Consider the following 13,361-nt stretch of genomic DNA (forward strand, 5'->3'; position numbering starts at 1 on the left):
AATGCGTCTTACCCGCGCACACGCACCTCGCGCTTGTGCGCATTCGTGATCGCCTGCACAAAGGCCTGCATCTCTTCCGCCACGACCTCGAGCAGATCGTCGAGCGTCACGATGCCGATCAGCACGCTTTGCTCGTCCGTCACCGGAACACGCCGGATACCGCGCTGGCGCATGATGCCCAGCACATCGCTGATCGAATCGGATGGGCGGGCGGTGACCGGATCGGCGGTCATGATGTCGGCGATGCGCAAGGACTGCGGATCGAAATCGCGCGCCACCGCAATGACCGCGATGTCGCGGTCGGTGACGATCCCCGTGACAACACGACCGATCGGCGCTTCCCGCACCACCACCAGGCTGCCGACATGCTCGTCGCGCATCAACTGCGCGCCGGTCTTCACACTCATCTCTTCGGTGACGAAAACGACGGAGCGATTGCAGACTTCGCCGATATCCATTTTCTCTCCCATGCTTTCCTCCATGCTTGATCTACTGGTTTCAAGTGTGGCGTGCGGGGGGAGTGGAGGAGTTGAGATTACTCAACGGCGCGGCAGGAGGCCGGGAGACCTGAACTCAGCGCCCCTCGTTGCAATAGTTTGTCCACGGAAGGCACGAAAAACACGGAAAAAATACGACACAAGGTCTTTCCGTATCTTTCATGCCTTCCGTGGACCGAGGTGTGGCTTCATGCAATGATGCTGCAAGACGTGACGCCGTGCTTGCGATACCGTCACCGCGACGGCTCTTGCGCAGCGCCGCGAAGCATTTTTGCATTTCTTTGTGATATGTCTTGTTGCACAGGAATGTCAAAGCAAAAAAGTGTCCATTTAACACGGCAAGTGCATGAAAGAAGACGCACATGGTCATGAAAACCGGTGCCGCGCCTCTTGATAATCCGCGCTGCCAGTGCCATCTAACTAGATAGAAGGTGCGCTGAAACCGGCCGTGCCCCAGGGAATGCGTTTGCATTTGCTCCTGTCGCTGCTTTGACTTGTGGATATCAACCAGACATGCCTTCTCCTCTCGCATACCGATTCAGACGCTTGAAGCGCAGCGTGCTTGCCAAGACGGCATTGCTTTCCTCGCGCGCGAGTCGCTTGCTTCGACATGATATTCCTCTCGCCAGAATGGAATATGCGGGCGAGGAACAGAGCAGGAACCTGGTTATCTTTCTGCCCGGCATCGACGATCTCGCGGAGGATTTCGAGCGCAGGGGTTTCATCGACGATATGCGGCGGCATGGCATTACGGCTGACGCGGTGGCGGTCGATGCGCATTACGGCTACTACGCGTCGCGCACGATACACGAGCGCATCACCAACGATGTGATCGATTCGGCACGTTCGGCAGGTTACGAGCAGATCTGGCTGGCGGGAATGTCTCTCGGCGGCTTCGGCGCGGCATCCTATGCGGCGCGTCACGCATCGCATATTTCGGGCTTGTTGCTGTTCGCGCCTTACCTCGGCGGCGCACCTTTGATCCGGGAGATCGCCGCAGCCGGCGGCCTCGGAAACTGGGAGCCGGGCGCGGTGCATGGCGACGACTACCAGCGTGCATTGTGGCGCTGGTTCAAGAACCAATTCTCCAGCACCGACCCGGCATTGCCGATCTATCTCGGCTATGGCAAACGCGACATGTTCCAACGGGCCAACGGCCTGCTTGCCGATGCCTTGCCGGAAGACCGCGTCCTGTCGATTCCCGGCGGGCACAATTGGGGGACCTGGAAGGAGCTATGGCAGATGCTGCTCCCGAACTGGAAGACCAGTCTGTAAGTTGGATGCATCACCTTCTTTCGTGATGGCCAGCATGGCCCGATGCGCCGCCGCAGCCAGTTCCGGAACGGCCGCCGGGTCATCGCTTGAGGGCACGATCGTCAATCCGATTTCCAGATGAATCGCACGCCGGCGCGGCCACCATGTGCCTGGCCGCAAGGCTTCCCGCACACCATCCAATCCTGCCACCGCGATCGGTACTCGTGCCTGCACCGCAGCGCGGAATGTGCCGGAGTGGAAGGGTCGCAATCCGGGCTCCGGCACGAAACCTCCCTCCGGAAACACCACGATATTGTTCCCTCTAGCCAAGGCAGCAACGAGGATCTCGACGTTCGCTGTCTTGTGCCCCGGCACGGAATGCCGCAGGACGATTGTTCCTATGCCTTTCAACAGCGGCCACAGCACGATCTGGCTCCGATACTGTTGCCGGACGATAAAGGCATAGCCCGGATGGCAGGGAAGCAGCGCGCTCAGCACAAGCCCGTCCAGAAAACTGGTGTGATTGACCACCAGGATATGGGGAGGGGGCGGAAGGCCGTCGATGCCCTTGGCTGACAATGGCATGCGGACTAGGCGGAAGATCAGTCTTGTTGCGAACCGGGCAAGGCGCCGGCCGCGTGGCAGTCCGAGAAGGGCGATCAGGCTTCCGAAGAGCAGCACGAGCAGGCCGCCCACCACCCAGGCATAGCCACCATAAATCCATTCGCCGATGCGCCGCGTTCCAGTCATAGGTCGTGAGCTGAGTGTCATGGCCGACCTTGTTCAATCGGCATCACTTCATACTAGAGAGACGCCGCAAGCACTTGATTGAGACAGCTCAAGTCCATCCGACGCAAGTGTCGCTGCATTGCGGCTGGAGCCTTGATCTGCGCACTTGAATACAGGCAAGGCTCGGGTAGTATTTCCAAACAGGAAACAATTCATTCGGTGCCGACGCGCCTTCGCGCGGGGAAACCTGTCCATGCTTTATCAGATCCACGAAAACCAGCCGTGCATGGATAGCGCCTGGCAGTGGCAGCGCCGTTGCATGCGCGCGCGAAATCTTGACCTCAGTCAATGGATTCCGATCTGCCGGCGTAAGGTGTAAAGATTCCGTGATTAAATCGTTTTAACGAGAACATTTTTGCCGAGGCTTTCCGATGCTGAACACGACGACCAAGGAATCCGATTCGCTTTATCTCACCTGGACGAATGAGCTGGCCATTGGGCATGCAGCGATCGATGCGGACCACCAGCACATCTTCGACATTGCGAACCGGCTGCAGGCTGAAATTTCGGATGCGGAAACCGCCGAGCCGCCGGAGTATTCCATCGTCGGTGAAGTCCTGGTGGAGCTGATCGAGCATACCGGTGGGCATTTCATGCGTGAGGAAGCGCTCATGCAGACGATCGGGTATCCCCTGTACGAAGCGCACAAGCGCGAACATGACATGCTGATGGAAAAGGTGAACCACCTTCACCGGCAGTTCATGGATGGCCAGAACAATCTTGCCCTTGAAACCTCCGAATTCCTGCGCAAGTGGCTGGTCCGCCATATTTTCAATTCCGACATGGAGCTGGGACGCAGCGTGCGCGCGCACGAATAACTACTTTCCTTCGCCCCGCAGCCCGCCCGTCAGTCCGGAAAGCATCTCGATCGGCAACGGAAACACGATGGTCGAGGACTTGTCGCTGGCGATGCTATTCAGGGTTTGCATGTAGCGCAGTTGCATCGCGCCCGGCTGCTGCGCAAGCACGTGCGCTGCCTGCATGAGCTTTTCCGACGCCTGCAGTTCTCCTTCCGCATGAATCACCTTGGCCCGGCGCTCGCGTTCCGCCTCGGCCTGTCGCGCGATGGCGCGTATCATCGATTCATCGAGGTCGACATGCTTGATCTCCACGTTCGACACCTTGATGCCCCATGTGTCGGTCTGGGCGTCGAGCACTTGCTGAATGTCGAGGTTGAGGCGCTCGCGCTCGGCCAGCATGTCGTCGAGTTCGTGCTTGCCCAGCACCGAACGCAGGGTGGTCTGCGCGAGCTGGCTGGTCGCTTCGAAGAAATTGGCGACCTGGATGATGGCCTTGTCGGGTTCGACCACGCGGAAGTAGATGACGGCGTTGACCTTGACCGAGACATTGTCGCGGGAGATCACGTCCTGCGTCGGCACATCGAGCACGATGGTGCGCAGGTCGACGCGGATCATCTGCTGCACCGCAGGGATGATGAGTACCAGCCCTGGGCCCTTTACCTTCCAGAAGCGGCCGAGCTGGAAAACGACGCCGCGCTCGTATTCGCGCAGGATGCGAACCGACGACACGAGCAGCAGAATGAGCAGGATGGCGAGTCCGCCGAAGCTGAATCCGAAATCGATCAACATGCTTGTTCTCCTTGTGCTTGATTGCCGACGGGAACGACCTCCAGCGCCAAACCCTTGCGCGCCACGACGCGGACCTTCTGCTTGCGATGCAGCGGTGTCTTGCTGACCACGCGCCAGGTTTCGCCACGCAGGCGCGCCCAGGCGTCGTCCGGCGTATCGTCAACGACTTCCGCGATGTCGCCGATCAGGTCGTTCGGTCCGCCAACCAGGGCGCGTCGCCGCGTCTTCAGCGCGATGCCGACGATCGATCCGATCACCAGCACGCTCAGTACCGCAATGGCCGCGATCAGCGCAAGCGGAATGCCGAATCCCGGCAGCTCGGTGTCGATCAGCATCAGCGCGCCCGCCACGAAGGCCGCCACGCCGCCCAGGCCGATGATCCCGAAGCTGGGCAGGAAGGCTTCCGCCACCATGAACGACAGGCCGAGAAGGATCAGCGCCAGTCCCGCGTAGTTCACCGGCAGCAGTTGCAGCGCATACAGCGCGAGCAGCAGGCAAATGGCGCCGACGACGCCGGGCACGCCAAAGCCGGGGCTCATGAACTCGAAGAGCAGGCCGTAAATGCCGATCGTCATCAGCAGCAAGGCGATGCCGGGATTGGTGATCGTGGACAGAAACTTCGAGCGCCAGTCGGGCGCCAGATCGATGATCGGCGCATCGCGTGTCTGCAGCAGCCTGTCCGTGCCCGCCACCTGGATTCTCTTTCCATCGAGCCGCGCCATCAGCGCCGGCACGTCGGCGGCGACGAGATCGACGACGTGCATCTGCAGCGCCTCGTCCGCCGGCAGACTGACTGCCTGGCGCACGGCGCGTTCGGCCCATTCCATGTTACGGCTGCGCAATTGCGCCAGTCCGCGGATGTAGGCCGCCGCATCGTTGACCTGCTTGTGCGTCATTGGCGAAGTCGTGGCATCGTCTGGCGAAGCGGGCTTGCCGCTTTTATTGTCGCGCTCGTCGTTCTTGCCGTCCGGCGCGGGCTGCATGGGCGCGCCGAGCTGGACTGGCGTGGCGGCGCCCAGGTTGGTGCCGGGCGCCATTGCGGCAATATGGCTCGCGTAAAGGATATAAGTGCCGGCACTGGCCGCGCGCGCGCCGCTGGGCGCGACAAAGCTGGCCACTGGGACCGGCGAGGCGAGGATCGCCTTGATGATCGAACGCATCGAAGTGTCCAGCCCGCCCGGCGTGTCCATTTTCAGGATCACGAGCTGGCTGCGATCCCTGGCGGCGCGTGCGATTCCGCGCACCACATAATCGGCGCTGGCCGGACCGATCGCATCATCGATGGTCAGCACGGTCACCGGCGCGGCGGCGAAGGCGGGAAGGCGGAAAAGCCCCAGCGTCAGCGCGAACAGGCCGAGCAAGAACGCACGGTGGACAGCCGCAGCTCGCCGGCCTGTCCGCGCAGCGTCAATGGCAACATTCTTCCGACCCGGCATGGCATCGCCTCGCACCCGTCTGCCTATGTTGCCAATCATGCACTTGCAAGATCGGGCCGGTATTGTGCGCGATCAGTTCGGGAAGCTTGCACCGCCGAATCGTTTGGTTCCGATTTCCCTAAACATGATCGGGCTCGGGCGGCGGCGCCTCCGGAGGCGAATGCTCGGGAATGATTTCCGGTCGCGCCGGGCCGGGCGGGATGCCGGGATCGGGCGGCGGCTCGGGCACCTCAGGCTCAGGCCGGTATCCCGGATTGATTTCCGGTTCCGGGTTGGGAACCGCCGGAATTTCCGGCGGCGTGTGAGGTACTTGCTGATCCGATGATCCTGTATTCACAGTCATATTTACATCGGGCCTGCCATGCCGGCACCCGTCTGTGCCGATTTTCCGGAAAGCGGCATGCCGGTCTGCCCGCCTGCCATTTGCTGGCAGCTCTGCGCGCATGCACGGCATGCCTGTACGCACGCATCCATGTCGCCGATCTGTTCGCAACTGTCGGCGCAGGCATCGCACACTTCCGCACAGACAGCACAGATGCGCGCATGCATCGGCGAGCTGCTCATCATGAAGTCGGCGCTGGTGCGGCAGATATCTGCGCAATTCATCATCAGCCGGAAATGCTCCGGCGCCACATGCTGACCGCCGCTTTCCAGGCAGTGATTCATCGCCGTCTGCGTACAGACGCGATAACAGTTCAGGCAATCGTCGATGCATTGCTTCATGTCCATGTTGGCGGAGGTGGATAGCATCGTGTTCTCCTCGAAAGTGGAAAGGGGCAGCAGGCTACGCAGCATTCATGCCATCGGCCGGAACGCGTCGCGCCTGCGTGCTGCTCAACCCGATTTCTTCTTGTCCTCGCCGATCAGCAACTTGGAATCGCTGAGGAAGGTGTAGGCCGGCACTTCCAGATTGATCGGCGCCGGCACATTCTTGAACACGCGCCCGGCCAGATCGAACTTGGAGCCGTGGCAGGGGCAGTAGAACCCGCCGGGCCAATCGCTGCCGAGATCCGATGCGCCGCGCTCGGGACGGAATACCGGAACGCAACCGAGATGAGTGCAGATCCCGATCAGCACCAGGTAGGGCGGACGAATCGCGCGCGCCGGATTGGCGGCATAGGGCGGCTGCTGCGGCACTGTCGAGTTCGGATCGGCCAGCAGATTGTTGTGCTTGCTCAGCTCGGCCACCATCTCGTCGGTTCGGTGCAGTATCCAGATCGGCTTGCCGCGCCACTCGGCGGTGGTCAGCTTGCCTGGCGCCAGTGTGCTGATATCGACCTCGACCGGCGCGCCGGCGGCGCGGGCCGCCTCGCTGGGCTGCATGCTGGAGAGAAATGGATAAACGGCGGCGGCCACTCCGACGCCGCCCACAACACTGGTTGCGGTGAGCAGGGCACTGCGCCGATCGGGGTCTGCAACGGAATCTGTCATGACGGCTCCTTTCGCAAGGCATGAAGGGAAGAAGGCGGGCATTTCCGGAGCTGCGGATTGCATCTTCCATACCAGCCCGTGTTTCACCGCGAAGCCCCGGCTGGAAGCGACCCGTTTTTGTAAATTCTTACAAAGGCCTTGTAATCCGCTCGACCGACATGCGCTGCTTCATGCAAGAAATGCACGGTTTCCTTGCTTCCCGTGCATGAGCGCGGCAATCGGCGGCAACAGGAAATCGCGCGCTTTTGCGCATTCTCCAATTGCGTGATTGCGCGGGCCGAACTGCATGCTTTTTCCACTTCTCTAAAAACATTCCCCAGGCGGCGCATTCCGAGGTGAAGGAGCAGACGACATGACAGCGATTGTACGCATCGATGACGAGGTCATTGAGGTTGACGACTTTGTCAGGATATTGAAGCTGACAGGACAGTTCGAGGGGCTGGTGGAGCAACTGGTGCGGGACAAGCTCACCGTCCGTGCAGCGAAGAAAAAAGGCATTCCGGTATCGCCCGAGGAAATACAGGAAAGGGCCGACCAGTTCCGCCGCGTGCAAGGCCTGCATCGGGCGGCCGACATGAATCATTACATGGATGCGCTCGGGGTCAGCCTGGATGAATTCGAGGATTTCATCACCGACAGCCTGTACCAGGAAAAAATGATGGCCGAGGTGTGCAACGACAAGGCGGTGGAGGCGTACTTCAAGCTGAATTCGCCCAAGTTCGACAGCATCGAGGTGAGCCACATCGTGATGAGCACGGAAGGCCAGGCCAAGGAAATGATCTCCGTCCTGCGCGACGATCCGGAGAGTTTCGAGGAAATGGCGCGCGAGCATTCCATCGCCGACACGCGCGAGAAGGGCGGGCTGATCGGCAAGGTGCTGCGCGGATCGCTCAAGACCGATATCGAGGCCAAGGTATTCAATGCCTCCGTCGGCGACCTGCTCGGGCCGTTCCCGTCGCCGGACAAATCGTTCTACGAAATCTTCATGGTCAACGCGAAACATCCGGCCATGCTGGATGAGGAGACGGCCGCCGAGGTGCGACGCCTGCTGCGCGAGGAATGGCTGATGGCGCGGGCGCAGGAACACATTATCGAGGCGAAGTAAGTCTCCCGCTTCGATTGCGCCGCGTACCGGTTCCTTCTCCTCACGAGGAACGGGAACCTGGCCGCAATCCTGCCCGAGTCATTTTCCCGGCACATTTATGGAAGCCTCCGCCCAACCCCAATCCCTCGCCGATTTCCTGTCCTCGGTGGAAATCCTGTCGCCCTTTGCCCGCGAAGAACTGGAGCAACTTTCCGGGCATGCCGAATCGCGCTTCTTTTCCTTCGGCGACACCGTCTGCAACGCCGGCGAGCCGGCCAAGGGTTTGTACGTGATCAGGTCCGGTTCGGTGCGCATGTTTACCGAGGAACATGGCAAGGAAATCAGCATGGGCGTGCGCAAGGCGGGCGAGGTGTTCGCCGACATTGCGATGCTGCGCGATTACCGCCACGAATCCTCGGTGCGCGCGTCGGCCAAGACCGAGCTGCTGTTCATCCCGCGTGAAGTCATCGAGCCCATCATCAACCGCAATCCGGCTGCGTATGCCTTCGTGACGAGCTATGTCGCGATCAGTTCGGCGGGCGGCTTCGTGACGCGCCTGTTCGATCTGCGCGGCAAGGTCAACAAGAGCGAACTGGAGGAATTCATCCGCAGTGTCGGCGTCAAGCGCGTCGCCGCAGGCAAGGAAATCCTGAAACAGAACTCGCGCGACGATCGCCGCCTGTATGTGATCCGCCAGGGCGAAGTGCGCATCGTGCGCAGCGAGGAGGGCGAGGAATACACACTGGCGACGCTGCGGCAGGGCGAGATCTTCGGCGAAAAGGCATGCCTGATGCGGCAGGAGCAATTGGCCTCGGTCATCACCAACACCGAAGTCACGCTGCTGGTGATCCCCGAAAAAACCATTCATGTGATTCTGGAGCGCAATCCGAAACTCGGCGAAGTACTGGAAGACCGCATCCGCATCATCGAGCGCGAACTGCATCGGCAGAAGAAACTGGCGGAGCGGCGCAAGCGCCCGGTGGTGCTCGACCTGCAGTCCAAGCCCGAGTTCGGCGAGAAGATCATCAAGCGCTTCGCCTGGGTCGAACAGGCCGAAGAGATGGATTGTGGCGCGGCCTGTCTTGCAATGCTGTGCAAGCATTACGGCATTCTCATGACGCTCGGCAAATTGCGCGAACTGGCGAATGTCACCACCGCCGGCGCCACCATGGACAGCCTCGCGCGCGCCGGCGAATCGCTCGGCTTCACCACGCGCGGCGTGCAATGCACCTACGAAGCCTTGCTCGGTTTCGAGCTGCCCTTCATCGTCCACTGGGAGGGTTACCACTACGTCGTGGTGTACGGCATTTCCAAGCAGCAGGTGTGGATGGCCGACCCGGCGATCGGCTTCCGCAAGATGAGCGTGGAGGAATTCGAGCGCGGCTGGAGCGGCACCTGCCTGGTTTTCACGCCCGGCCAGAACCAGGTGAAGCTGGCGGCGGCGCGTTCGCCATGGATACGCTTCGTCGGCTATCTGCAACCCTACAGAAAGATTCTCGCCCACCTGTTCCTCGCCACCTTCGTGATCCAGGTGCTGGGCATCGTGCCGCCGATGATCATCCAGAACATTCTGGACGGCGTGATCGTGCATCAGAACTTCAGCCTGCTGCATCTGCTGATCGCGGGCCTGATCATTTCCAATGTGTTCACGCAGCTGATGTCGACCATCCGTTCCTTCCTCGCCAACTTCATGGTGCGCAACATGGATTTCGCGATGATGTCGCAGTTCTTCAAGCACACCATGTCGCTGCCGTTCTCCTTCTTCGCCAAGCGCAAGACCGGCGACATCCTCGCGCGCTTCCAGGAGAACATCACCATCCGCGCCTTCCTGACGGAATCGACCGTCACCACCATCCTCAACCTGCTGATGGTGTTCCTCTACTTCACCATCATGTTCATGTACAACGTGAAGATGACGCTGGTGCTGATCGCCTTCGTCATTCCGATCATTGCCCTGACCGTGCTGGCGACGCCGAAGGTGAAGAACTATGCGCGCGAAGTGTTCACCGCATCGACCGATGCGCAAGCCTTCCTGATGGAAGCGCTCGGCGGCGTCGAGACGGTCAAGGGCATGGGCATCGAGCGGCCGGTACGGCTGAAGTGGGAGAAGAAATACGCCAAGTCGCTGGAGACGCAATACCGCGCGCAAACCTTCAACATCTGGATCTCGCTGGTCAGCCAGGTGCTGAACGCTGCCACCACGATCGCCATCCTCTGGGTCGGCGCCAACCTGGTGCTGGCGCGCGAACTCTCCATCGGCCAGTTGATGGCCTTCAATGCCTTGATGGGCAGCGTGCTGTCACCCCTGATGGGTCTGGTCGGGCTCTGGAGCCGGCTCAACGATGCCGGTGTGGCAATGGAGCGCCTCGGCGATGTGCTGGACATGGAGCCGGAGCAGAAACCGGAAGACCTGCCTTCGCGCGTGGTGCTGCCCGACCTGCAGGGCGAGATCAAGCTGGACAGCATCTATTTCCGCTACGGCGAAAGCGACACCCCCTATGTGCTGGAAAACATCAGCCTCGACATCAAGCCGGGCGAGCTGGTTGCCATCGTCGGCCGCAGCGGTTCCGGCAAGACCACGCTCGCCAAATTGCTGGTCGGCTTCTATCCGCCCACTGACGGCAAGATCATGGTGGACGGCTACGACATGAGCGTGATCGACAAGGAGTATTACCGCGCCCAGGTCGGCTATGTGATGCAGAGCAACCTGGTGTTCTCCGGCACCATCGCGGAAAACATCGCCAGCGGCGACGAAAGCCCGGATCGACGCCGCATCGAGGAAGTGGCGAAGATGGCCGATGCGCACGCCTTCATCGCCAAGATGCCGCTGGGTTACGAACAGGTCGTCGGTGAACGCGGCATGGGCCTGTCGGGCGGGCAGGTCCAGCGCCTGTGCATCGCGCGCGCGCTCTACCATGATCCGCGCCTGCTGGTATTCGACGAAGCCACGTCCGCACTGGATACCCAGTCGGAAAGCAACATCATCGGCAACATGAGCGAAATCCTCAAAGGACGCACCGCCGTCATCATCGCGCACCGCCTCAGCACCATCATGCGGGCCGACAAGATCCTGGTGCTGTACGAGGGAGCGATCGTGGAACAGGGGCGGCATGAGGAACTAGTGGACCGGAAGGGGATGTACTACCAGCTGGTCCAGAAGCAACTGAGCGCGGCATGAAACTGTACAACCCTCTCGGACATGCCAGCTCCGCCGTCTCGTACGCGGGGCTGATCGAAAAAATAGAAATCCTGCGCACCACGCTGCGCTGGGCCTCGAAGCTGGAACGTTCGGATATTGAAAAGCTGCTGCGGCAATCGAACGCCTTGCGCGATGAAGTGATGCAGTTGTCGCACAAGGAGCGCTTCGTGCAGGCGGCATCGGCCGAACCGCTGCCGCAGGAACAGACGCCCGGCGAGCGCCGGCAGGCGCTGCTGGACCGCAGCTTTGTCTTCGAAGGCACCTTCGGCGACAACCCGAAACTGCTCGAATCGCTGGAGATCGCCGAAAAGGCCGCGCCCACCGACCTGCCGGTGCTGATCGACGGCGAAAGCGGAACCGGCAAGGAACTGATGGCGAAAGTCATCCACGCCAACGGCTCGCGCGCCGACAAGCCTTACATCTCCGTCAACTGTGGCGCGATTCCCGACAACCTGCTGGAATCCGAACTGTTCGGCCACAAGAAGGGCGCCTTTACCGGCGCCTCCAACGACCGCAAGGGCAAGTTCGAAAGCGCGCACAAGGGCACCATCTTCCTCGACGAAATCGGCGAGCTGCCGCTGCCCGGCCAGGTCAAGCTGCTGCGCGTGCTGCAATCGCACGAGATCCAGCGCGTGGGTTCGGACGAACTCATCTCCGTCGATGCGCGCATCGTCGCCGCCACCAACAAGAATTTGCGCAAGCTGATCGAGGAGGGGACCTTTCGCGAAGACCTGTTCTACCGGCTCAGCGTCATCCATGTGACACTGCCGCCACTGCGCGAACGCAAGGATGAGATTCCTCTATTGTTTGCCTACTTCGGCGACGAAGCGGCCGAAGCGCTGAAAAGACCGCCGATCAAAATGACGCCGCGCCTGCGCGATTTTCTGCTGAACTACGGCTATCCCGGCAACATCCGCGAACTGCGCAACCTGATCTACCGCCTGTCCTGCCTCGCGGGCGACACGGCCGATCTGAGCCATCTACCCGAGGCCATCCGTCCACGCTCGTCCGCGCCGGTCGAACTTCCCGCCACCAGCGTACCGAGCTTTGCCTCGCTGAGCGACGCCAAGCGCGCCGCCAGCGACGAAGCGGAACGGGCATTTCTGGAGCAGGGATTGCGCGAAGTCGGCGGCACGGTGGCCGAACTCGCACGCCGCTGCGACATGAATCGCTCGCATCTGCAAATGCTGCTCAAGAAGCACGGCATTCACTCGAAGGACTTCCGCAAGCGGAACGCGGCGCCGCTGCCTGAAAAACGAACTTGAATAAGGAGGGGACGCATGCCCGCAAGTGCAGGCATGCAATACCTGTCAATGCTGATGCCCGCCGCCCAGGTAGGCCGCCTTCACGGCCGGATCATTCTTCAGGCTCTCAGCCGGGCCATGCACCGAAATCCGTCCGTTCTCCAGCACATAGCCGTAATCCGCCACGTTCAATGCAGCAGCGGCGAACTGCTCCACCAGCAGCATGGTCGCGCCGCGTTCCTTCAGGCGGGAGATGATGCGGAACACCTCGTCGACCAGGATGGGCGCCAGGCCCATTGACGGTTCGTCGAGCAGCACCACTTCCGGATTGAGCATGATGGCGCGCGCCATGGCGAGCATCTGCTGCTCGCCGCCGGAGAGCGTGCCCCCTACCTGGCCGACCCGCTCGCGCAGGCGCGGAAAGAGGGTGAAGACGCGCTCGAGGTCGGCGGGGATCGCCTCGCGGTCCCGGCGCGCGAAGGCTCCCAGCTCCAGGTTCTCGAGCACCGTCATCCGGGGGAAGATCCGCCGGCCTTCCGGTGACTGCGCGATTCCGAGACGCACGATCCGGTCGGTGGGGAGCGTGTTGAGGCGCTGGCCGGCGAAGCTCACCGTCCCCCGGCGGGGTCGCACCGTTCCCAGGATCGTCCGGAGCGTCGTGGTCTTGCCGGCGCCGTTGGCGCCGATCAGGGTGACGATCTCGCCGGACTCGACCGCGATGGAGACGCCGCGGAGAGCTCGGATGTTGCCGTAGAAGGTGTGCACGTCGGCCAGCTCAAGCATAGGTCGTGTGGAAACGTGCGGGAGTGGGTCTGGCGAGAGTGAGGAGAAGGGTCCA

Annotated in this window: 13 protein-coding genes; 5 read left to right on the forward strand and 8 right to left on the reverse strand. The window is 61.4% G+C overall.

Annotation, left to right across the window (positions count from 1 at the left end; all coding sequences use genetic code 11):
• Window positions 1–8 precede the first annotated feature (8 nt).
• The gene (locus VJ651_RS13780; RefSeq protein ID WP_168798576.1) at window positions 9–470 is read right to left on the reverse strand and encodes a CBS domain-containing protein; all 462 of its coding nucleotides are present in this window, start codon (window positions 468–470) and stop codon (window positions 9–11) included.
• A gap of 540 nt (window positions 471–1,010) precedes the next feature.
• Here VJ651_RS13780 and VJ651_RS13785 point away from each other — a divergent pair.
• Window positions 1,011–1,772 carry an alpha/beta hydrolase gene (locus tag VJ651_RS13785; RefSeq protein WP_324108000.1) on the forward strand — a complete coding sequence of 254 codons (762 nt, stop codon included), beginning with the start codon at window positions 1,011–1,013 and terminating at the stop codon, window positions 1,770–1,772.
• Here the strand turns inward: VJ651_RS13785 and VJ651_RS13790 are convergent.
• Window positions 1,731–2,501 carry a lysophospholipid acyltransferase family protein gene (locus tag VJ651_RS13790; protein ID WP_324108001.1) on the reverse strand — a complete coding sequence of 257 codons (771 nt, stop codon included), beginning with the start codon at window positions 2,499–2,501 and terminating at the stop codon, window positions 1,731–1,733. The two genes, VJ651_RS13785 and VJ651_RS13790, sit on opposite strands and share 42 nt — an antisense overlap.
• A 410-nt stretch (window positions 2,502–2,911) precedes the next feature.
• Here VJ651_RS13790 and VJ651_RS13795 point away from each other — a divergent pair, with 410 nt between their 5' ends.
• Window positions 2,912–3,358, forward strand: coding sequence for a bacteriohemerythrin (locus VJ651_RS13795; RefSeq protein WP_324108002.1), 447 nt, complete (start codon window positions 2,912–2,914; stop codon window positions 3,356–3,358).
• Here VJ651_RS13795 and VJ651_RS13800 read toward each other — a convergent pair whose 3' ends face one another.
• The 5 genes from VJ651_RS13800 to petA form a co-directional block, all read right to left on the reverse strand.
• The gene (locus tag VJ651_RS13800; RefSeq protein ID WP_324108011.1) at window positions 3,359–4,123 is read right to left on the reverse strand and encodes a slipin family protein; all 765 of its coding nucleotides are present in this window, start codon (window positions 4,121–4,123) and stop codon (window positions 3,359–3,361) included.
• Complete coding sequence (locus VJ651_RS13805; RefSeq protein ID WP_324108003.1) at window positions 4,123–5,565, reverse strand: nodulation protein NfeD; 1,443 nt, start codon at window positions 5,563–5,565, stop codon at window positions 4,123–4,125. Before VJ651_RS13805 ends, VJ651_RS13800 begins: the two co-directional genes overlap by 1 nt.
• A gap of 118 nt (window positions 5,566–5,683) precedes the next feature.
• On the reverse strand, window positions 5,684–5,908 hold the full coding sequence (locus VJ651_RS13810) for a hypothetical protein (RefSeq protein WP_324108004.1): 225 nt from the start codon (window positions 5,906–5,908) through the stop codon (window positions 5,684–5,686).
• 2 nt (window positions 5,909–5,910) lie between these two features.
• Window positions 5,911–6,315 (reverse strand): four-helix bundle copper-binding protein, encoded by a 405-nt coding sequence (locus VJ651_RS13815; protein ID WP_324108005.1) that lies wholly within the window; start codon window positions 6,313–6,315, stop codon window positions 5,911–5,913.
• A gap of 84 nt (window positions 6,316–6,399) precedes the next feature.
• The gene (gene petA / locus VJ651_RS13820) at window positions 6,400–6,996 is read right to left on the reverse strand and encodes a ubiquinol-cytochrome c reductase iron-sulfur subunit (protein WP_324108006.1); all 597 of its coding nucleotides are present in this window, start codon (window positions 6,994–6,996) and stop codon (window positions 6,400–6,402) included.
• Window positions 6,997–7,348: 352 nt separating this feature from the next.
• Here petA and VJ651_RS13825 point away from each other — a divergent pair, with 352 nt between their 5' ends.
• The 3 genes from VJ651_RS13825 (at window position 7,349) to VJ651_RS13835 (ending at window position 12,544) form a co-directional block, all read left to right on the forward strand.
• Window positions 7,349–8,101: a peptidylprolyl isomerase gene (locus tag VJ651_RS13825; RefSeq protein ID WP_324108007.1), complete on the forward strand. Its 753-nt coding sequence runs from the start codon at window positions 7,349–7,351 to the stop codon at window positions 8,099–8,101.
• A gap of 97 nt (window positions 8,102–8,198) precedes the next feature.
• Window positions 8,199–11,258, forward strand: coding sequence for a peptidase domain-containing ABC transporter (locus VJ651_RS13830; RefSeq protein ID WP_324108008.1), 3,060 nt, complete (start codon window positions 8,199–8,201; stop codon window positions 11,256–11,258).
• Window positions 11,255–12,544 (forward strand): sigma-54 interaction domain-containing protein, encoded by a 1,290-nt coding sequence (locus VJ651_RS13835; RefSeq protein ID WP_324108009.1) that lies wholly within the window; start codon window positions 11,255–11,257, stop codon window positions 12,542–12,544. Before VJ651_RS13830 ends, VJ651_RS13835 begins: the two co-directional genes overlap by 4 nt.
• Window positions 12,545–12,589: 45 nt before the next feature.
• On the opposite strand, the gene VJ651_RS13840 is transcribed toward VJ651_RS13835, so the two are convergent.
• Window positions 12,590–13,306, reverse strand: coding sequence for an ABC transporter ATP-binding protein (locus VJ651_RS13840; RefSeq protein WP_324108010.1), 717 nt, complete (start codon window positions 13,304–13,306; stop codon window positions 12,590–12,592).
• Between the last annotated feature and the right edge of the window lie 55 nt (window positions 13,307–13,361).

Origin of the sequence: Noviherbaspirillum sp., assembly GCF_035254865.1 — a bacterium.
Lineage (GTDB): Bacteria > Pseudomonadota > Gammaproteobacteria > Burkholderiales > Burkholderiaceae_D > Noviherbaspirillum.